The sequence below is a fragment of the Xylanivirga thermophila genome, from assembly GCF_004138105.1.
In the GTDB taxonomy this organism is placed as follows: domain Bacteria; phylum Bacillota; class Clostridia; order Caldicoprobacterales; family Xylanivirgaceae; genus Xylanivirga; species Xylanivirga thermophila.
In genome coordinates this window covers 119766-139539 of sequence record NZ_RXHQ01000002.1, presented here as the reverse complement: position 1 = coordinate 139539, position 19774 = coordinate 119766, and the positions used below count along the sequence as shown (strand labels likewise).

19 protein-coding genes and 3 tRNA genes are annotated in these 19774 nt (G+C 36.2%); 21 read left to right on the top strand and 1 reads right to left on the bottom strand.

Annotated elements, in window-relative coordinates; all coding sequences use genetic code 11:
• Nucleotides 1-36: 36 nt before the first annotated feature.
• The 3 genes from EJN67_RS01790 to EJN67_RS01780 all read left to right on the top strand — a co-directional run bounded on the left by EJN67_RS01790 (nt 37) and on the right by EJN67_RS01780 (nt 3735).
• Entirely contained in the window at nt 37-1212 is a 1176-nt protein-coding gene (locus EJN67_RS01790) for a peptidylprolyl isomerase (protein WP_165000680.1), read from the top strand.
• Between the two features lie 116 nt (nt 1213-1328).
• On the top strand, nt 1329-1886 hold the full coding sequence (spoVT, locus tag EJN67_RS01785; RefSeq protein WP_129721579.1) for a stage V sporulation protein T: 558 nt from the start codon (nt 1329-1331) through the stop codon (nt 1884-1886).
• A gap of 229 nt (nt 1887-2115) precedes the next feature.
• On the top strand, nt 2116-3735 hold the full coding sequence (locus EJN67_RS01780) for a putative polysaccharide biosynthesis protein (RefSeq protein WP_129721578.1): 1620 nt from the start codon (nt 2116-2118) through the stop codon (nt 3733-3735).
• Between the two features lie 67 nt (nt 3736-3802).
• Here the strand turns inward: EJN67_RS01780 and EJN67_RS01775 are convergent, their stop codons facing one another.
• Nucleotides 3803-4750, bottom strand: a complete 948-nt coding sequence (locus tag EJN67_RS01775; RefSeq protein WP_129721577.1) for a LacI family DNA-binding transcriptional regulator — start codon at nt 4748-4750, stop codon at nt 3803-3805.
• Nucleotides 4751-4790: 40 nt separating this feature from the next.
• Here EJN67_RS01775 and EJN67_RS01770 point away from each other — a divergent pair, with 40 nt between their 5' ends.
• The 18 genes from EJN67_RS01770 (at nt 4791) to spoIIE (ending at nt 19705) form a co-directional block, all read left to right on the top strand.
• Nucleotides 4791-6176 carry an ABC transporter substrate-binding protein gene (locus EJN67_RS01770; protein WP_129721576.1) on the top strand — a complete coding sequence of 462 codons (1386 nt, stop codon included), beginning with the start codon at nt 4791-4793 and terminating at the stop codon, nt 6174-6176.
• 87 nt (nt 6177-6263) lie between these two features.
• Nucleotides 6264-7145, top strand: coding sequence for a carbohydrate ABC transporter permease (locus EJN67_RS01765; protein WP_129721575.1), 882 nt, complete (start codon nt 6264-6266; stop codon nt 7143-7145).
• A gap of 14 nt (nt 7146-7159) precedes the next feature.
• On the top strand, nt 7160-7981 hold the full coding sequence (locus tag EJN67_RS01760; protein WP_129721574.1) for a carbohydrate ABC transporter permease: 822 nt from the start codon (nt 7160-7162) through the stop codon (nt 7979-7981).
• 86 nt (nt 7982-8067) lie between these two features.
• Nucleotides 8068-10347 (top strand): glycoside hydrolase family 31 protein, encoded by a 2280-nt coding sequence (locus EJN67_RS01755; RefSeq protein ID WP_129721573.1) that lies wholly within the window; start codon nt 8068-8070, stop codon nt 10345-10347.
• Between the two features lie 278 nt (nt 10348-10625).
• Nucleotides 10626-12095 carry a bifunctional methyltransferase/pyrophosphohydrolase YabN gene (locus EJN67_RS01750; protein ID WP_165000679.1) on the top strand — a complete coding sequence of 490 codons (1470 nt, stop codon included), beginning with the start codon at nt 10626-10628 and terminating at the stop codon, nt 12093-12095.
• 224 nt (nt 12096-12319) lie between these two features.
• Nucleotides 12320-12592, top strand: coding sequence for an HU family DNA-binding protein (locus EJN67_RS01745; RefSeq protein ID WP_129721571.1), 273 nt, complete (start codon nt 12320-12322; stop codon nt 12590-12592).
• Nucleotides 12593-12652: 60 nt separating this feature from the next.
• The gene (locus tag EJN67_RS01740) at nt 12653-12892 is read left to right on the top strand and encodes an RNA-binding S4 domain-containing protein (RefSeq protein ID WP_129721570.1); all 240 of its coding nucleotides are present in this window, start codon (nt 12653-12655) and stop codon (nt 12890-12892) included.
• 106 nt (nt 12893-12998) lie between these two features.
• Nucleotides 12999-13997, top strand: coding sequence for a SpoIID/LytB domain-containing protein (locus EJN67_RS01735; RefSeq protein WP_129721569.1), 999 nt, complete (start codon nt 12999-13001; stop codon nt 13995-13997).
• Between the two features lie 109 nt (nt 13998-14106).
• Entirely contained in the window at nt 14107-14412 is a 306-nt protein-coding gene (gene yabP, locus EJN67_RS01730; RefSeq protein ID WP_129721568.1) for a sporulation protein YabP, read from the top strand.
• Between the two features lie 18 nt (nt 14413-14430).
• Nucleotides 14431-14814 carry a spore cortex biosynthesis protein YabQ gene (gene yabQ, locus EJN67_RS01725; RefSeq protein WP_207207941.1) on the top strand — a complete coding sequence of 128 codons (384 nt, stop codon included), beginning with the start codon at nt 14431-14433 and terminating at the stop codon, nt 14812-14814.
• An 82-nt stretch (nt 14815-14896) separates the two neighbouring features.
• Nucleotides 14897-15184: an FtsB family cell division protein gene (locus EJN67_RS01720; RefSeq protein ID WP_129721566.1), complete on the top strand. Its 288-nt coding sequence runs from the start codon at nt 14897-14899 to the stop codon at nt 15182-15184.
• Nucleotides 15185-15205: 21 nt separating this feature from the next.
• Nucleotides 15206-15556 carry a S1 RNA-binding domain-containing protein gene (locus tag EJN67_RS01715; RefSeq protein WP_129721565.1) on the top strand — a complete coding sequence of 117 codons (351 nt, stop codon included), beginning with the start codon at nt 15206-15208 and terminating at the stop codon, nt 15554-15556.
• 69 nt (nt 15557-15625) lie between these two features.
• Nucleotides 15626-16525, top strand: a complete 900-nt coding sequence (locus EJN67_RS01710; RefSeq protein ID WP_129721564.1) for a Ppx/GppA phosphatase family protein — start codon at nt 15626-15628, stop codon at nt 16523-16525.
• A gap of 70 nt (nt 16526-16595) precedes the next feature.
• A tRNA-Met gene (locus EJN67_RS01705) sits at nt 16596-16672 on the top strand.
• Nucleotides 16673-16675: 3 nt separating this feature from the next.
• Nucleotides 16676-16752: transfer RNA gene (locus EJN67_RS01700), tRNA-Met, on the top strand.
• 11 nt (nt 16753-16763) lie between these two features.
• Nucleotides 16764-16839 (top strand) — tRNA-Val (locus EJN67_RS01695).
• A gap of 141 nt (nt 16840-16980) precedes the next feature.
• Nucleotides 16981-17154, top strand: a complete 174-nt coding sequence (locus tag EJN67_RS01690) for an aspartyl-phosphate phosphatase Spo0E family protein (protein ID WP_129721563.1) — start codon at nt 16981-16983, stop codon at nt 17152-17154.
• Between the two features lie 157 nt (nt 17155-17311).
• Nucleotides 17312-19705, top strand: coding sequence for a stage II sporulation protein E (spoIIE, locus tag EJN67_RS01685; RefSeq protein ID WP_129721562.1), 2394 nt, complete (start codon nt 17312-17314; stop codon nt 19703-19705).
• The last annotated feature ends 69 nt before the right edge of the window (nt 19706-19774 follow it).

Below are 19774 nucleotides of genomic sequence, written 5' to 3'. Positions count from 1 at the left end.
AAGGCATAGATGATTTTGGAAAGGGTGTATTATTACATGAATGGTATAAAGAGGTTTGGGTTATTATTTATGGCCATAATCATTGCACTTTCAACTGCTGCATGCGGTGCAGTAAATGTTAACCCGGAGAAGGATAAGAAACGGGTAGTGGCAGAGGTGAATGGCGATAAAATACTAAAAGAGGAATTTTTAGAGCTATATAATATTCAAAAATCCATGTTGGGTATAACAGACGAGGCGGAATCTGATGCTAGCCAAAAGGATAATATAAAGCAAGTTAAATCCATGGTACTAGACCAGGTTATTTTAAACAAAATAATGTATGATAAGGCTAAGGCAGCTGGTTTTGAAGTGGATGAGAATATAAAGAAAGAGACAAAAGAAGGTATACTAGACGAGATAGAGCAGAATATTAAATATCAGATGTATGGTGAAGATGATCAGCCTAAAGAAGAGGAATTATCAAAGCTTGTACAGCAGCAATATGACGCTAGTATAAAAGCCTATGGATTAACAGAAGATCGTTTTATAGAGCTTATAGCAAAACAGGATCAGATATCAAAATATAGGGATAAAGAGCTTGAGAATGTACAAATTACAGATGATGACATAAAGAAGTATTACGATGAACAACTGAAAAAACAGAAGGAAAATCCAGATGAGGCTGAAAATCAGGAAGTTATGTTGTACAGGCCTACAGGTTGGCTAAATGTAAAACATATTCTTATAAAACTCCCTGATGATGAAATTGTTGAGCATTCTAGTCTTGTGGCAAATGATAAGAAAGATGAGGCTAAAAAATATCTAGATGAAAAACTTAAAGCTATAAAGCCAAAGGCAGACGAGGTACTGGCAAAGGCTAAGGCGGGAGAAAATTTTGAAGATCTAATAAAAGAATATAGTGAAGATAAAGGAATGGATATTGAGCAAGGGTATATACTGAACAAAAATTCTTCGTTTGTGGAATCGTTTAAGGATGCTGCTTTTAAACTTAAAAAAGAAGGAGATATGACCGATTTGGTAGCTAGTGAGTATGGCTATCATATTATAAAATTGTATGAAAAAATGCCGGAGCATGTATTTACCATTGATGAGACAAGGGATGAAATAAAGGTTGTATTAGATTATCAGAAAAAGAATGAGAAATGGCAGTCCATGGTAGATGCATGGAAAAAAGAAGCTAAGATAAAAAAATATGAAAAAAGATTATAATATTTAAAAAAAATCACGTTACCTTTCCAATACCATGCATAAAAGGTAAACTGCAGTAAAATACTAATACTGCAAGGATGGTTTTGTAAATAAATACAAATGGAGGAGGGACGTGAATGAAAGCAACGGGTATAGTAAGGCGTATAGATGATTTGGGAAGGGTGGTTATTCCTAAAGAGATACGACGAACGATGCGTATTCGTGAAGGAGATCCCCTTGAAATATTTACTGACCGTGAAGGCGAAGTGATACTTAAAAAATATTCTCCCATAGAAGAGCTGAGCTATCTTGCAGAGGAATATGTTGAAGCAATGTACCAGATACTTGGTTTTACCGTATGCGTTAGTGACAAGGATGAGATAGTATCTGTAGGTGGTCCGACTAAAAAAGAATTTTTAGAGAAGGCAGTAAGCCAGGACCTAGAGGAATTAATGGAACAGAAAAAGACTGTAACAGCTAATCGCTCTGAAGGCAGCGAACTATATACAATTACTGTGAATGATGATGATACTTCGAAATATTCAGCTCAGGTAATTGTGCCAATTATGTCAATGGGTGATGTTATTGGTTCTGTTATAGTATTGTCTAAGGAACCTGGCGTTACTATGGGCGAATTGGAAGTGAAGATGGCGGAGACCGCTGCTAATTTCCTAGGTAGGCAGATGGAGCAATAATCCATGTACAAACTATGTAAAAAAAGGCATCGTATATTATCGGTGCCTTTTTTAGTGTCGATATTTATCTATCCTGCAATTTATAATATGGATTATAACATTTATATTGCATTATTTACTTTAAAATTACGAATTAAAGTGTTTATCAAATAGTGTTTGCGAATTAAAGCACTGATGATATAATATGATAATAATGTATGTCAACTAGTGCGCAAGGAGGTATTTTAGGTTGAGCAAGAAATCATTCGTCAAAGGGGCTACCATTCTAACGGTAGCAGGGATAGTAGCAAAGATTATAGGAGCACTATTCCGTATTCCTTTGGGAAATACAATAAAATCGGAGGGTATGGGGTTTTATCAGATGGCATATCCTGTATATGCATTTTTGCTTATAGTATCTACAGCCGGTTTGCCTACTGCCATATCAAAGATAGTATCTGAAAAGATAGCTGTGAATGATTATAGAGGTGCCCATAGGGTTTTTAAGGTATCATTTCGATTACTCACTGTAATAGGTATAACTACTACTATCATAATGCTTGTTGGAAGTCCACTTTTTGCTCGCATGGTGAGAAACAAGGAGTCCATATATTGTTTTATATCAATAGCTCCCGCCTTGTTTTTTGTTTCTCTGCTATCGGCATACAGGGGATATTTTCAAGGTATGCAGAATATGACTCCTACTGCAGTATCACAGATAGTAGAGCAGTTTGGTAAGCTTATTATGGGTTTATGGCTGGCTACTCTCTGGATACCAAATGGACCCCAGTATGGAGCTGCAGGCGCCATATTAGGTGTTACCCTAAGTGAGGTTGCCGCCCTTGTACTGGTAATGGGTATGTATAGGGGAGAAAAACAAAAAATATATTCGAATATAAGAAGATCGCCAAAGCATATGTATTATGAATCTACATCTAGTATAGTAAACAGGATTGCAAATATTGCCATACCCGTTACTATAGGTGCAGCGGTGATGCCATTTATAAGCTTTTTAGATTCTGTAATTGTACCTGGTCGTTTGCAATATGTTGGATTTTCAAAACGGGAGGCTACTAGTCTGTTTGGCATTTTAACAGGTATGGTAAATCCCATAATAAATCTGCCTACAGTCTTTACCATAGCATTAGGTATGAGCCTTGTGCCTGCCATAGCCGAATCATATGCGATGAAGGATAGAAAATCCATAGTACATAAGACCACAATCGGCATAAAGCTTACCATGCTCATAGGTGTACCTGCTTCCATAGGTATGGCGGTGTTGTCAACACCCATATGCAAACTATTATATGCTAGGATAGATGCGGATGAAGTATTACTGGCTGGTAATCTTTTAATGATATTATCAATAGCAGTTGCATTTTTGACCCTTATACAGACTTTAACAGCAATATTACAGGGGATTGGCAGGGTAAAAACACCAGTTAGGAATCTATTTATAGGTGCGATTTTAAAGGTTATACTGACAATAATACTTGTAGGGATGCCATCTATAAATATAAAGGGTGCTGCTGTTAGTACTTTGGTATGCTATGCCACAGCTGCTATATTAGACTTTATAGCTGTTATTAGATATACTAAAATACCATTTTCATTTAGTGATTTTTTGATAAAGCCATTGTTGGCTAGTATTATAATGGGTGGATGTGTATATTTTTCCTACGATAGGATATTTACCGCATTAAACAGCAATACCAAGGCTACTCTTCTATCAATAATTATAGGAATTCTGGTATATGCTATTATGCTTCTTTTAACTGGTACGATACGGGAACAAGATCTTGAGATGTTACCAAAGGGGAGGACTATAGCTAGAAAACTAAAGAAGATAGGACTTTTAAGAAAATCATAATTTAAAGTGTATTAAACAATAAAGAACCCTGAAGAGTATTTTAAAATACTCTTCAGGGTTCTTTATATCATATATGTACTACCGATTGTCGTTCGACAATGCGAACGGGGAGATTGATAGTACGATGGGAGACCTTGCCAGATTTAATTTGATCAAACAGCAGCTTAGCGGCAAGACGACCTTTTTTTGCAATATCCTGTTCAATGGTTGTGAGCTTAGGGGTGGTATAACGACAGATGGGGGTATTATCAAATCCCATAACAGATAATTGCCCTGGTACATCGATACCGTTTAATTTGGCACCTTCCATAATACCTATGGCCATTTCATCTGCCGTAGCAAATATTGCAGTGATTGGAAGATCGTTATCGGCAATTTGATTGGCTACGTCTAGGCCACCTTCATAATCAGTTAGTCCCAAAAATATATTTTCCTTTTTTAAAGGATATCCTGCATCCTTTAGTGCATCGGAAAATCCATTAAATCTGTTTTGCAATATATCATTATAATCTGGATGGTAGCTAGCATAGCCAATATTTTTATGCCCACAGTTTACAAGATAACGTCCAGCTAAATAGCCACCTCTATAATCATCGATTCCTACAATAGCTGCTTTTTTTTCGGTAGAATGACTATCAATAAAGACCTTGGGGAGGTTGGGGTATTTTAACATATATTTTACTTCCTCAGGAGTAGGAGCAAGCATGATAATCCCGGCCATAGGCCAGGCATGGAGATTTTTGTCCAAATCCTTCAAGGTAATAGAGGATGATATCATCAAAAAATAACCATGTTTACGAATATCGTTTTCAATGGCCCCTAGCATCGTAATATGATGGGGGTTTCGAAAAATATTTTCGTCATCTGCCTCAGGAAGAAAAACAGTAACAATATTTGAAGTATTCGAGGATAACATTCTAGCAGCTGAATTTGGAACATAGTTATATTTTTTAACTAGATATACAATATTTTCAATGGTTTTTTCAGATACTTTAGAATGTTTTCCGTAAATCAATTCTTATTTAAAAAATTTTAATTGCTTAGGAGGAAAGGGAATGTTTAAAAAAGTACTTTCGACCCTATTAGTAGCTGTAATGTTATTTACAATAACAGCATGTGGCACATCGGATAAGGGGAATGATAATTCTAGTGCAGATGCAGGCAAGGTAGAGACAAAGGCAGACAAAGGACTGGAAGTTATGGGACAGAATATGAAGTATGACCCCAATCACTTAGTAAACGGTGGTAAACCTGTTAAGGTGGATTTCTGGGCATGGTCATTTATTGACATGTTTCAAGATTTAGTAGATCAATATCAAAAAATACATCCAAATGTAACTATCAATATTATTGAGACACCTTGGTCAGATTATTGGACAAAGCTCCCACTTGCTTTAGGATCGAACAATGGTCCAGCGTTATTTGCAATACACAATAGCTATCATGACAATCTTATCAATTACATGGCTCCATATGATATTCCATTGAAGGAATTACAAGCTGACTTTTTGAACGTAGACTCACATTTAATTGACAATAAAATCTACTATATAGACTTTGCTATGATGACTTCAAATATTTATTACAACAAAGATTTATGGAAAGCAGCAGGATTGACAGATGCAGATCTTCCGACTACATGGGGTGAACTTGCTGAAGTTGCTAAAAAACTTACTATTAAAGACGGAGATACATTCAAACAAGCAGGTTTTAATTTTAACGGAACTTTTAACCAGATGATTTTAGGATTGAACTATCAATATGGACAGAATCTTTTTAATGAAGATGGAACGGCTAACATCAATAATGATGCAATGAACAAAATTATCAAAACATTTGTTGATATGTATGAGGTTGATGGTGTAGGCTCACCTGATTTTGGGACTGACTGCGGCGAGAGCTTTGGACAAGGTCAGAGTGCTATGGTAGCAATGTGGGGATGGTACCATGAAAATTTGAAGAATACCTATCCAGATATTAACTTTGGCGTTATTGAAACTCCTAAATTTGATGATGTTGATGATGTTTATGCATATAACCGTTATAATGGTGAATCTTCCTTTGGTATAAACAAGAATATATCAGATGAACAGATGGAGGTTGCACAGGATTTTGTTAAATTTTCTCTAGCCAATGATGACTTCTTAATGGATTATAGTGTGCAGGCAAGCTGCTTCCCGACTAAATTATCATTAGCTGATCGTGAAGAAGTTAAGAACCATCAGGTTTTGAGTGCACTTGCACCGAATATTGATAAATATATCTGGCCAGGTGCCATGCCATCTACTTTGGAAGATAATCTTAAAATAGCAGGCGAAAATATTTTCTACAATAATATGGGTATTTCGGATGCATTAAAGGAAGCTGAAGCAAGCATAAACGCTGATTTGAAGGAAGTTTCTTTTACTCCCGTTGAAGATATGTATAAATATGCAAAATAGATTTGATTAGTTACTGACAAAGGGGCGGGAAGTGAATACTTTCCGCTCATTTGTTAAGTGCATTATGGATTAGGAAGCGGTGAGATCATGTTTGCCAAGAAGAAGAGTTTACAGAGTAAAAGTGAAATAGCCCTACGAAACATCGTGGTTTTTGCTATAGTAGCATTTAATCTGATCTTTGTTATATTGCCAATTATTATAGCGTTTATTGGAAGCTTTCATCAATGGAATCCATTAAAGGGTAGTTTTAAGTTTTTAGGATGGGAAAACTATAAAAATGTTTTTACAAGTGAGCTATTTTGGAAGTCCATGCTAAATACATTGGTTTTTTCCGTTTTTACTGTATCCTTTCGTGTTATTTTGGGGTTGGGTCTTGCCTGTGCATTATATTCCAAATTGATCAAACATAAGATGTTATATCGTACGGTATTCTATATGCCTACGGTTACACCGCTAATTGCGGTTGCATTTGTTTGGAAATTTATGTTTAATCCCCAAATAGGAGTTATTAATCAGACATTTGGATTTGATATCAATTGGCTATTTGATGCCAGAACCGCATTGGGATGTGTTATTTTTATGACCATATGGAAGGACTTTGGATATGCAGTTGTGTTATTTTTATCGAGCCTGTATTCATTGCCAAAGGATTGTTTTGAAGCGGCTGCAATTGATGGTGCGTCCAGCTGGCAGGTATTTCGATTTATCACATTACCTTTACTAAAACCAACTACGCTATTTGTAGTGGTAACATCGATTATAACCTATCTTCAATCTTATGTACAAGTTATGGTTATGACCGAAGGTGGGCCAGGTACCAAAACATTTTTGGCAACTTATTTGATTTATGACCAGGCTTTTGTAAAATATAACTTTGGATATGCATCAGCTATTTCGTTTATTATGTTTATTGTAATTGCGTTTTTCAGTGCCCTTTCGTTTAAAATTACGAATGCAAATGAAGCTTAGAAGGAGGAACGGTCATGAAACAAAAAATAAATAAAGTAGCGCTTAATGCATTACTGATTGCTTTAGGCATTCTTACAATTTTTCCATTTGTATGGATGATCTTTTCCTCATTTAAAAGTAATGTTGAAATTAATGCTTTGACGCAGACGCTTATTCCTAAAAATTTTACCGTAGAAAATTATATATCCATGAATGAGAATTTTAATTTTATGAGATTCTTCGGTAATAGTTTATTTATATCCTTTGTTGTTACGATTATAATCTGTTATACGAGTACTATTAGTGGATTTGTATTGAGTAAATATCAATTCAGAGGTCGGGATCTTATTTTCAGTTTTATCATGGGGACTATGATGATTCCATGGGCAGTTACCATTATTCCTAAATATAGCATTATACGCAAGCTCGGCTGGATGGATAGTTATATTGCTTTGATAGTCCCAGCATTCTTCAGTGGATTTGGAACTTTTATGCTTAGACAGTATTGCATGACTATTCCAGATGATATTTTGGAAGCGGCTCGTATAGATGGAGCAAATGAGTTTTATATTTTTCATCGTATTGTTATGCCCATGTGTCGAAATGCAATTTCAAGCATTGCAATTTTCCAATTTTTATGGGCATGGGAGGATTATCTCTGGCCGTTTATTGTTATTACAGACGAAAAAAAACAGATGCTCTCTGTTGGATTAAAAATGTTCAATGGTCGATTTTCAACTGATTATGGTGGTTTGTTTGCTGCTACGACGGTATCGATTATTCCCGTTATTATTGTATATTTGTTTTTCCAGAACCGGTTTATTGATGGTATAACTGCATCTGCCATTAAAGGTTAGATTGAATTGGAAATAATATTATCATCATAAATAATAGATTTAACTTGAAAAGATATATAAAGTACAAGGTAATTGGAGGGGCTTAAATGAAGATAGAAAATTATGACTACTTGGGACAACAAATTGATATAAGTAAGCATTTTTACTCAATTGGCAATACCTATTATAATATTAGCGAGATGACCGATTTTAATTTAGATACTATGATGGGAAATATCAAGTTTACCCGTCATGAACGAAAGGGTAGAATGGCATTTAATATGTATACATGTCCATTTGAAGATTCACAATCCTGGGCATTTCCACCGGCATATAGCGACACGCCTTCCTACCCTATTCGAATTTCGTTTCCTGCAGAAAATATAGTTCGTATCTATACGTCCTATTCCAACCTTCCTTTAGATGATCATGACTCTTTGATGTTGGAAAATAACAATGAGATTAACAGTGTTAAAAAGGAAGCTATAGAAAATGGAGTACGCTTTACGACAAAGGCGTTGGAGGTTGAAATAAAATTTAGTCCATTTTCCATCATTATAAGGGATAAAGATGGAAAAATTCTTACAAAAACCCTCAACTCAGAGGACGGGAAATGCCTTTTAAATTGTAATCCACTACCATTTTCCTATGTGCGTACGGTTAGCGATTTAAAAAAATATGCAGCTGCTTCATTCTCAGTTTTCCCCAATGAGCATTTTTATGGATGTGGTGAGAGCTTTACCAAGCTGGATAAGACGGGGCAAAAAGTAGTGCTCTGGACAAAGGATGCCCATGGTGTTCAAAGTCAGGACATGTATAAGCCGATTCCGTTTTATATGAGTTCACGGGGGTATGGAATTTTTACACATACCAGTGCCCCGGTAACTTTCGATTTTGGATATAACTACCAGGAGGCACAAACAATTTTTATTGGTGAAGAAGATGTAGATCTGTTTGTGATTGCTGGTACTCCAAAAGAAATTTTGGAAAGTTACACTGAAATTACAGGTAAAAGTCAGGTCCCGCCATTATGGAGCTTTGGCTTGTGGATGAGTCGCATAACATATGAATCCGAATCTCAGGTCAGGGAAGTTGCTGCAAAACTTAAGGAATATGAGATTCCTTGTGATGTAATCCATTTGGATACTGGCTGGTTTGAGCATGATTGGCGTTGTGATTACCAATTTTCCCATTCCCGATTTGACGATCCAGAAAAAATGATTCAGGATTTAAAAGGGGATGGATACCATATTTGCCTATGGCAGTTGCCATATTTTACACCTAATAATGTACTCTATAAAGAGGTTGTAGAAAATGAATTTGCAGTTGTCAATTCCGATGGCAGACTCCCTACTGATGATGCTATTTTGGATTTCTCAAATCCCGAGGCGGTAAAATGGTATCAGAATAAACTTAAGCAGCTATTGGAGTTAGGTGTGTCTGCTATTAAGGTGGATTTTGGAGAGGCAGCACCTTTAAACGGTGTATTTCATTCTGGAAAGTCAGGTATGCTGGAACATAATCTATATCCCCTTCGTTATAACAAGGCAGCTTCAGATATTATTAAGGAGGTTACTGGGGAACCGGTTATCTGGGCTAGGAGTGCATGGGCAGGCAGCCAACGTTATCCACTTCACTGGGGAGGAGACGCTGAGAATACCAATATGGGAATGTTGGCATCCCTCCGTGGAGGACTTTCATTTGGTATGTCAGGATTTACTTATTGGAGTCATGATGTAGGTGGTTTTGTACAAAAAAGTCCTGAAGAAATCTATAAGAGATGGGGTTTTATGGGGATTTTTACATCCCATATGCGTTGTCATGGGGCACCGCCAAAGGAGCCATGGTGTTATTCTAAAGAGTTCTTAGAATTGTTCCGCAAGCAGCTAAACTTCCGGTATAGATTAATGCCCTATATTTATGCACAGAGTATTAAGTCTGCTGAAAAGGGCTATCCTATGATGAGAGCCATGTTCTTGGAATTTCCCGGTGATAAAAATTGCCTGGAACTAGAGGATCAGTATATGTTTGGAGATAATATACTAGTAGCTCCATTATTTGAAGATAACGCTAAAGGGCGTGATGTTTATTTGCCTAGTGGAAAATGGATGGATATTTTGAGTAAAAAGTGCTATGAGGGAGAACGGTGGCATACTATTCCAGCCGGAGAGTTGTGCGGAATTGCGCTGGTAAAGGAAGGTAGTGTGATACCTATGGTAGATCCTGCTCTTAGTACTTCTAAAATTGATTGGGATACTTTGACGTATCACTGGTTTACCGTTGAAAAAAATAAATTTTCTGGTATTGGTATTGAGTATCCAGATTTTAGGGCATTTAATTTGGATAAAAGTGCTATCTCAAAGTATAAAGTCATTGTAGAAAAATAATATTAAATAATTAAAAAATATAACTGGTATTACAATTAATATGGATATGGCATAATTATTGTGTATATAATAATTATGCCATATATTATTTTATGTTATTAGTTAATAAATCTTTAGTTTTATACTATTTATATCATGTTATTTTTAAAATTGTAAATTGAAATTAATAAATGCTTATAGTTGACAGTGCCTATATTAATGGTAGAATATTTATGTTGGAAACTGTTAAAAACAAGGCTGAATGGACGGAGTTGGATTTTGCATAGGAGAAAATGATATTGAGTAAAAATAGGAAAGAGGTTATCATGAGGTACAATATTACTATTATAGGTCTTGGATATGAAGTAAGCCATCTTACATTAGGCGCAGTTGATAAGTTGAGTCAGGCTAAATGCGTAGTTCTGCGTACTAAAAATCATAGTGCCGTACCATTTTTACGAAAAAAGGGTATAGATTTTTATACTTTAGACGATATATATGATAGATATGATAATTTCGATGAAGTATATGCTGCAATGGTAGAGTATATAAAAGATCTGGCCGTTAAAAATGAGGAGGTGGTGTTAGCAGTTCCGGGACATCCCCTTATAGGAGAGCGACTGGTGTTTGAACTGTTAAATGACAGGGAAGTAGATGTAGATATAGTTCCAGGTATAACAAATGCAGCTCAGTTAGTAGCTGCTATATCACAGCCTAGCCTCGATGGTTATAATGTTTTATCGGCCGATGATTTTGATGAACATTGTATAAACGTAAGACGGCCTAGTATTATATTCAATATTTGGAATAACCTTTTGGCTGGTGATATAAAGCTTTCACTATTAAAATTTTATCCGCCACATTTGATGGTATATATTACCTATCAGGATGGGGAAGGGAAGCTTAAAATATTGGAGAGAAAACTACACGAGTTGGATCTTTTCAAGGAATATGATCATACCTCTTGCATCTATATTCCCAAGGTGGGTCAAGAAGCAATAGAGAGATTTGACCTATGGCACCTGGTAGAAATAGTGGACAAGCTCAGATCTCCAGGAGGTTGTCCATGGGATAGGGAACAGACCCATGAAAGCCTTAAACAATGCTTTATAGAAGAGACCTACGAGGTTTTAGAGGCCATTGATAAGGCAGATGATGACAAACTAGTGGAGGAGTTGGGTGATGTCCTTCTACAAGTGATGTTTCATACACAGATAGCCAAGGAACAGGGAAGATTTGACATCATTGATGTTACTACAGGGGTATGCAAAAAGATGATTGGGCGTCACCCACATATATTTGGAGATGTATATGTAAAAGATGCTGATGAAGTAGTGACAAATTGGGAGGCCATAAAAAAACGGGAAAAGGAATTTACTACACATACGCAAGTACTTAGGGATATTCCTAATAATCTGCCTGCCCTCATGCGTAGCTATAAGGTACAGAAAAAGGCTGCTTTGGTGGGTTTTGATTGGGATGATATAAAAGATGCATTTGCGAAAATAGATGAGGAATTGGATGAACTTAAAGAAGCTTATAAACAGGGTCAACAGAATGATATAGAAGCTGAGCTAGGGGATATATTATTTGCTGTGGTTAATGTTGCTCGGTTTCTTAAGGTACAGCCTGAGATTGCCCTATCCTCTACCGTTGAGAAATTTATAAATCGTTTTGAATATATGGAGATGCATGCCAAAAGATCACTTGATGAAATGACCCTCGATGAAATGGATGAGTTATGGAATGAAGCAAAGTCCCTATTTTAGCTGATTTTGTGTATAATCTAAGAAAAATATGGTAATCATATAATTAGGATTCCTTCTTAATAAAAAAAACATGTAAAAAGTTAAAAAAATACTTGTTTGAAAGGAGGAATTTAGCGAAAAATAGCGAATATGCTATTAGAGTAAAGTTGTTTTTGGAGTATCTGTATTAAGATAGTCAAAAATTATCTAAAAATTATTAAATTATTTTAAAGGAGGCTAACCTCGTGAACAAAGCGGAATTAATTACTGCTGTTGCAGAAAAGAGTGAGTTAACAAAGAAAGATGCTGAAAAGGCAGTTAATGCCTTTGTTGAAGTAGTTACAGAAGCATTATCTAGCGAAGATAAAGTACAATTAGTTGGGTTTGGTACCTTTGAGGTACGCGAGAGAGCTGCAAGAAAGGGCAGAAATCCCCAAACTAAGGAAGAAATATTGATTCCTGCCTCAAAAGCTCCGGTGTTCAAGGCTGGTAAAGCTTTAAAAGATGCAGTAAAATAACCTATTTCTAAAGACCGGGGATTCCCCGGTCTTTATATTTTTGGACAAGGGGGATATGGCATGAGACTGGATAAATTCCTAAAGGTGTCTAGGATAATAAAGAGGAGGACGGTAGCCAATGAGGCCTGTGAGCAAGGGAGAGTATATGTAAATGGGAAAGTGGCAAAGCCGTCAACTGCCGTTCAAGAGGGAGATATAATAGAGATACAATTTGGTGATCAAAAAAGGAAATATGAAATATTAAGAGTAACTGAACATGCTTTAAAAGGTGAAGCGGGCGAAATGTATCGGGGACTTTAACATTCTTTTGTGATTCTTCATTTGGGAGGTTAACTCCTCTGAATGAAGAATTTTTTTATGTGCAAAATATGCTTGCAGGTTAAAATACTTATTGGGAGGAATATAGATGAAAAGACGAAGAAAAAGAGTTGTCATATGTTTAGTTATAGCGCTGCTTATTATATCATCATGTGCTTATAATAAAAAACCAGCCCCGCAAAAAAGAACTGAGCCTTCTAAACAGAATGTTAAAATTCCAAAACTCCCTCCAGGTATTAAGGGGAAAAATGGAGAAGAACCTAAGCTAAAGGTGTATATAAAGGAAGAAGGGCAGATAAGGGAAATGCCATTTGAACAATATATAGCGGGAGTGGTGGCAGGAGAAATAAAGAATGACTGGCCAGAAGAAACTATAAAGGCTCAGGCTATAATTGCCAGAACCTTTGTTTTGGATTTTATAAAAACTAAGGGACATTCAAAGTATAGCAAGGATGCCCATGTATCTACCGATATAGAGGAGGCACAGGCCTGGAATCAGGAAGGGGTAGATGATAAGATTCTTAAAGCAGTACAAGATACTAGGGGGCAGGTAATAGTATATAATGGTGATTTTGCAAAGACATGGTTTCATTCCAGCGCTGCAGGAATGACGGCTGATGCCAAGGAAGGTCTAGACTATAAATATAAAAATCCCCCCTATATAACAAATGTTAAATCGCCTGACACAGGTTCTGCAGTACCTGCTGATGAACGAAGCTGGACTGCCACATTTCCAAAGTCAAATGTTGTATCGGCCATAAAAAAAGCAGGAGGGACGGTAGGTGACTTTTCTAAGGTAGTTATAGGCAAGAAGGGCAAGTCAGGTCGTGCTATTACCCTATTATTTGATAATGAGGAGGTTGCTGCAGCTGAATTTAGGATAGCCATTGATAGTACAGTTATGAAATCTACTATGATAGACAGTATACAATTACAAGGTAATAATATAATAATAAAAGGTAGAGGTTATGGTCATGGGGTAGGTATGTCCCAATGGGGTGCATATTATATGGCAAAGGAGGGGAAAAAGGCAGCTGATATAATAAATTATTATTTTAAGGGTATTTCTATTGCACGCATATGGTAGTACATTAAAAGCCCCGTTTTTTATAAAAAACGGGGCTTTTAATGCATATTTTTATAATGTATATCATACTATCAAATAAGGCAGTGTGTCGAAAAGGGGGAATAAATAGATGGTTAAGGATTTGGATGATGGTAAAAAGATAATACGTGGCCGCAGTCACAGTGTATCTATAGAAAACAGGGAAAAGGTGACCATAACAGGGGTTATAGACGTAGATAGTTTTGATGAGGCCAGTGTGATTATGGTTACTGATCTGGGATTTATTACTCTTCATGGGGCAGATCTGCATATTAGCAAGCTCAATTTAGAAGAAGGGCAGTTAGTGGTTGAAGGCGAAATAATAGCACTGGAATATAGTGAACAAAATGCTATGGGAGGTAAGGGATCTGGACTATTTGGTAGGATCTTCCGTTAGAGGTGTATTAATATGCTCATGTCTACTGTAAATCAGGCTTACATATTTTTATCCGCTGTCTATGTTGGTATAATTATGGGAGTAATATATGATTTTTTTAGAGCCATACGCTATAGAGCTAAACCCAACCGCATAGTAACCGGTATAATGGATTTGATATTCTGGCTAATTGTAGCAGTATTAGCTTTCATGGTGTTTTATTATACAAATTATGGGCAAATTAGATTTTTTAATTTTATTGGAATGGCTCTAGGCTGGCTATTATATACCATAACCCTTAGCCCATGGATTTTGAAATTTATCATTTCAATATTTAAAGTAATAGGAAAAATATTTACTGTTATAATAAAAATTATAGCTTGGCCAGTACGTTTGCTGTCAAAAGAAGAAAAAAATAAATAATTTTATAAAAAAAGAGGAATTTCAGTTCATGCGTCGAATATAATAAAGTACATATTGATTAATAGTATAAGAGGGGGCGCAAATGAAAAGACGAAGGTATACTTTAAAACCAGGCACCAGGGTAATCATTGTGCTTGCCATATTAGTGTATTTTTCCTTTACATTTATAAAACAGGAGTTTATAATACAGGATCAGTATGCTAAGATGGACTCCCTTAACGCAGAAATTGCGCAGGTAGAAGGTCAAAATGATGATTTGAAGCGCCAAATATCATATAGTAAATCCCAAAAATATATAGAAAAGATGGCGCGTGAAAAATTAGGTTGGGTCAAAGAAGGCGAAATAGTCTTCATTGAGGATAAAAAATAAAAGAGGAGGAACCCTTATTCTATGCCAGTTACGGTTGGACAAATAGTAGAAGGTACAGTATCATCCATTACAAGTTTTGGAGCATTTTTGGAGCTTCCAGACGGACAAACGGGTATGGTTCACATATCTGAAGTGGCAGACACTTATGTAAAGGATATAAACGATTATTTAAATCCAAATGATAAGGTAAAGGTGAAGGTCATTTCTATTGATAATAGTGGTAAAATCAGCCTGTCTATCCGCAAGGCAAAACAGCAGCAGATGCAGTTTGAAGAGAATCTTGCAAAATTTATGCGAGATAGCGAGGAAAAGCTGGCTGATATAAAGCGAAGCCAGGATTCCAAACGGAAGAGAGGCTATTCTCGGGGATAAGTAATGGTATGAATAATATTGTGGAACGCATTCTTTTTTTAGAATGCGTTTTAACTTTTGGAGGAAACTATGAAGAGAAAGGCAGTAATAGATATAGGTACCAATTCTGTTAGATTGATAATTGCTGATGTAGACAGATATAATATATCTCCATGTTATAAGGATATAAAGACTACCCGCATAGGTCAAGGTCTATCGCATACGAAAAAACTTAGCGACGGTCCTATGCAAAGAACAATTTATGCATTGAAAGAATTTTTAGATATAGTAGATGAAAATAATGTTTCTGATATACGTCTAATAGCTACTAGTGCAGTAAGGGATGCATTAAATAGGGACGTATTCCTTAATAGGGTAAAAGATGAACTGGGTTTTGATATAGAGGTTTTAAGTGGAAAACAAGAGGCATACTTAGAGTTTGCCGGTGGTACGCTGGATTGGAAGACTTTTGAGGGTACTATTGTGCTTATTGATGTAGGAGGCGGGAGTACGGAGGTTATGTCAGGATATAAGGGTGAACTTTTAAATGTGCATAGCACCGATTTGGGTGCTGTACGACTTATGGAGATGTTCCCGTTAGATCATCCTATAAATGAATATCAATGGTTTAAGATGGGCAGTTTTATACGTGATACCCTGAAAAATATCGTGAACATTAAAAAGGGGGATCTTCTTATAGGAACAGGAGGAACTATAACTACATTGGCGGCAATACACCAGGGGTTGGAAGAATATGCTTCTGCAAGGGTACATGGTCATGAAATGACTCTAGCTGATATTAAAAGCATATTATCTGATTTATATAATCTATCTCCTAGCCAAAGACGCCATGTAAAGGGTTTGCAACCTTCCCGTTCAGATATAATACTAGCTGGCATCAATATAGTTATATGTGTGATGGAAAGGCTAAAAATAGATAGGTTAAGGGTAAGCGACAGGGATATTTTGGAGGGTGCTTTGATTATCTAAAAAAATTCAAAAAAGCTATTGACTTATTTGCGTACTTGTTATACAATAGACTTCGTCGTCGGGTTGATGTCGCGGGGTAGAGCAGCCAGGTAGCTCGTCGGGCTCATAACCCGGAGGTCGGAGGTTCAAATCCTTCCCCCGCAACCATATGGCGGCGTAGCTCAGTTGGCTAGAGCATTCGGTTCATACCCGAAGTGTCAGCGGTTCAAATCCGTTCGCCGCCACCATAAAAAAATATGGGCGCATAGCTCAGCTGGGAGAGCACCTGCCTTACAAGCAGGGGGTCATAGGTTCGAGCCCTATTGTGCCCACCAAAAAAATAAAAACCGTAGGATTTTGAAATCCTGCGGTTTTTATTTTTTAAAATTTTAAATATCTTTTTACATATTTCGACCCCATATTTTAAAAAATAGTGTTAACATACCGGAAAGGATAACTTAAAGAGGTGTAGTAATATGTCAAGTCAAATGGAAGAGGTGATAAGGGAGATAGAATACCTAAGGAGGTGTTTGTACGATTCTATAGAAAAAAGTGATAATTTGAGTTATGATGTTATAGATATTAGCCAAAAACTTGATAAACTTTTGATAAAATACTATGAATTGCTTAAAAATCAGCAAAAGGAATAATAATAACTGAATTTATAATCCATATGTCCATTTTTTTGTCGCACGGTTTTTCTATGCTACTAACCTATATTGACAAATAATGCATTACCCGTTTGCTATAATAGCACTACCTCTCTGTAAAGGTTAATAATATGTAAACTGGTAGGTGGTGTTAGACTTGATAGAACGGGAAACGTATGATCATAATATGACTTCAAAGGAAAGGTATTTCAAAAATGTCCAGAAGGAGCTGCAAAAACTGGGGGCAGTGAGATATTTCTTAATGCTGATTTTTAGCTTTTTTATTGGAAGAGTAGTGATATTAAATGCCATTTCCCCCTTTGGCATTGCTTTAGCTGCGGCTTTTATGCCCTATTTCGGTGGAATATCGGTGTTTGTTGCTACGACCCTTGGAATTATAAGTCAAGGATTTAACAAGGTTATAATTAAATATATGTTTGCAATGGGCTTTTTATTACTGTACGGGAAATTAATTCGAAACAAGGTAAAAATGAATAGATTAAGGTGTGCTACAGGTGCGTTTATAAGTCTCCTAAGCGCAAGTTATGCATATCATATTTTATTTGGTATTATGCTAACATATGATGTCATAGTTGCGGTAATGGAGGGTACAATAGCATTTATAATGGTATATGTATTTAGTTATGTAGCAAACTTTATATTAGGTCCTAGTAGAAGACAGATACTATCGGGAGAAGAAGTAATATCCTTAAGTATATTCATATCCTTGCTTATAATGGGACTTTGGGATATGCATATCTTTGGCATATCTATAAAAGGTACATTATCCATACTCCTTGTGTTGATCTTCGCATATGTTGGGGGAGCGGGTATTGGCTCTGCCATCGGTATTATAGTAGGTTTGGTTTTATGTATGACAGCTGGGTATGATACCCTTTTACTAGGCTGTATGGGCATATGTGGCCTTATAGCAGGCACCTTTAATGAATTGGGAAGGCTCGGAAGCAGCGGAGCATTCGTAATTACAAATGCCCTTATTACGTTCTATGTAAATAAATCTACCCATACCCTTATCCCATTTGTAGAGATAGGAATAGCCTGTTTTATAATGATTATAATTCCTAAATCATTTATGGATTATTTGAAACAATTTTTGGATGCGAACTTTTTTAGAACTATGGAACAGAATTATTATATAAAGCGCATGCAGCAGATTACAGTGTCTAGGTTAAATAAATTTTCTAGGGTATTTGATCAAATGGGCAAAGCCTTTAGTAAAATCGTGGATACTAAATTGATGATAGGAAAGCAGGATGTCTCTGCTTTGTTTGATGTGTTAGCTCAAGATGTCTGTAGCAGATGCCAATTTTATGGGGAGTGTTGGAATAAAAATTTTTATTCTACATATAGTAGTATGTTTGAGTTATTGACACTGGCAGAACAAAAGAATGGGGACATAGTTATAGATGATATACCTAAAAATTTAGCAGATATATGCATATATAAAAGGCGGTTAGTAGAGGAGATAGGGAAAATATATGCAGCCTATAGCTCAAATTTAAGATGGCAGAATAAGATATCAGAATGCAGACAACTAGTAGCCCAACAGCTTTCAGGAGTTTCCCATGTAATTTCGGAGTTGGCAGCTGATATGGATATAGATATACGATTTAAAAAAGAGCTGGAGGATGTGTTGTATGTTGAATTGGATAGGAATGGTATACGAGCTTATGATATACTTGTAATAGAAAAGTCAGATGGTAAGATGCAGGTGAATATAACGAAGCAAGCTTGCAATGGAAGGCGGGAGTGTTTAAGACAGGTGGAGAAGATTGTATCCCGCGTGATGGGGCGATCCATGAGCAATAAATCAAGGGAATGTGTATATGGTGGGAATGGACAATGTACATTAGAATTGCTAGAAACCCAACAATTTAAAATAACTACAGGTGTAGCTAGGCGTACAAAGGATTTTAAGGATGCATGTGGTGATAGTTATTCATTTATAGATATAGATAATGGCAAATATCTATTGGCACTTAGTGATGGTATGGGGTCAGGCCAGCGGGCAGCCCTGGAGAGCAGTGCAGTAATATCACTTTTGGAGAATTTTTTAGAAGTGGGTTTTGATCTAGATTTAACGATTCAGACCATAAACTCCATTTTATTACTAAGATCACAGGATGAAATGTTTGCAACTGCAGATATGTGTATAATCGATCTTGTAGAAGGAAATGCTGATTTTATAAAAATTGGTGGCGTTGCTTCCTTTATAAAACAAAATGGTGAAGTTGAAACCATACAAGCACCAAATTTACCAATAGGTATACTAGATCAAATAGAAGTAAGTACTCAAAAAAGGACACTAGAAGATGAAGATATGATAATATTGATGACAGATGGTGTTATGGATGCTATAAATAATTGTGGCTATAGCGAAGAATGGATAAAGAATATTATCTGTACCCTTGATACCAAAAACCCCCAAGAGATGGCGGACTATATAATGGATATAGCTCTAGGACAAAATGGTGGGCAGGCATTGGATGATATGACGGTTATGGTTAGCAGGGTATGGAAGCCGGTATAATTTCAACAAAATAGACTATTTTACGTAAATCTATTGAAAAAAATCGTCAAAAAGGCTAAAATAATGGTA

What these genes read in the sequence shown, in the direction of transcription:
- EJN67_RS01790 (WP_165000680.1), top strand. Translation starts at nt 37, where the DNA reads ATGAATGGTATAAAGAGGTTTGGGTTATTATTTATGGCCATAATCATT.
- EJN67_RS01735 (WP_129721569.1), top strand. Translation starts at nt 12,999, where the DNA reads ATGAAAAGACGAAGAAAAAGAGTTGTCATATGTTTAGTTATAGCGCTG.
- yabQ (WP_207207941.1), top strand. Translation starts at nt 14,431, where the DNA reads ATGTCTACTGTAAATCAGGCTTACATATTTTTATCCGCTGTCTATGTT.
- EJN67_RS01765 (WP_129721575.1), top strand. Translation starts at nt 6,264, where the DNA reads ATGTTTGCCAAGAAGAAGAGTTTACAGAGTAAAAGTGAAATAGCCCTA.
- yabP (WP_129721568.1), top strand. Translation starts at nt 14,107, where the DNA reads ATGGTTAAGGATTTGGATGATGGTAAAAAGATAATACGTGGCCGCAGT.
- EJN67_RS01770 (WP_129721576.1), top strand. Translation starts at nt 4,791, where the DNA reads ATGTTTAAAAAAGTACTTTCGACCCTATTAGTAGCTGTAATGTTATTT.
- EJN67_RS01740 (WP_129721570.1), top strand. Translation starts at nt 12,653, where the DNA reads ATGAGACTGGATAAATTCCTAAAGGTGTCTAGGATAATAAAGAGGAGG.
- EJN67_RS01720 (WP_129721566.1), top strand. Translation starts at nt 14,897, where the DNA reads ATGAAAAGACGAAGGTATACTTTAAAACCAGGCACCAGGGTAATCATT.
- EJN67_RS01755 (WP_129721573.1), top strand. Translation starts at nt 8,068, where the DNA reads ATGAAGATAGAAAATTATGACTACTTGGGACAACAAATTGATATAAGT.
- spoVT (WP_129721579.1), top strand. Translation starts at nt 1,329, where the DNA reads ATGAAAGCAACGGGTATAGTAAGGCGTATAGATGATTTGGGAAGGGTG.
- EJN67_RS01760 (WP_129721574.1), top strand. Translation starts at nt 7,160, where the DNA reads ATGAAACAAAAAATAAATAAAGTAGCGCTTAATGCATTACTGATTGCT.
- EJN67_RS01715 (WP_129721565.1), top strand. Translation starts at nt 15,206, where the DNA reads ATGCCAGTTACGGTTGGACAAATAGTAGAAGGTACAGTATCATCCATT.
- EJN67_RS01690 (WP_129721563.1), top strand. Translation starts at nt 16,981, where the DNA reads ATGTCAAGTCAAATGGAAGAGGTGATAAGGGAGATAGAATACCTAAGG.
- EJN67_RS01710 (WP_129721564.1), top strand. Translation starts at nt 15,626, where the DNA reads ATGAAGAGAAAGGCAGTAATAGATATAGGTACCAATTCTGTTAGATTG.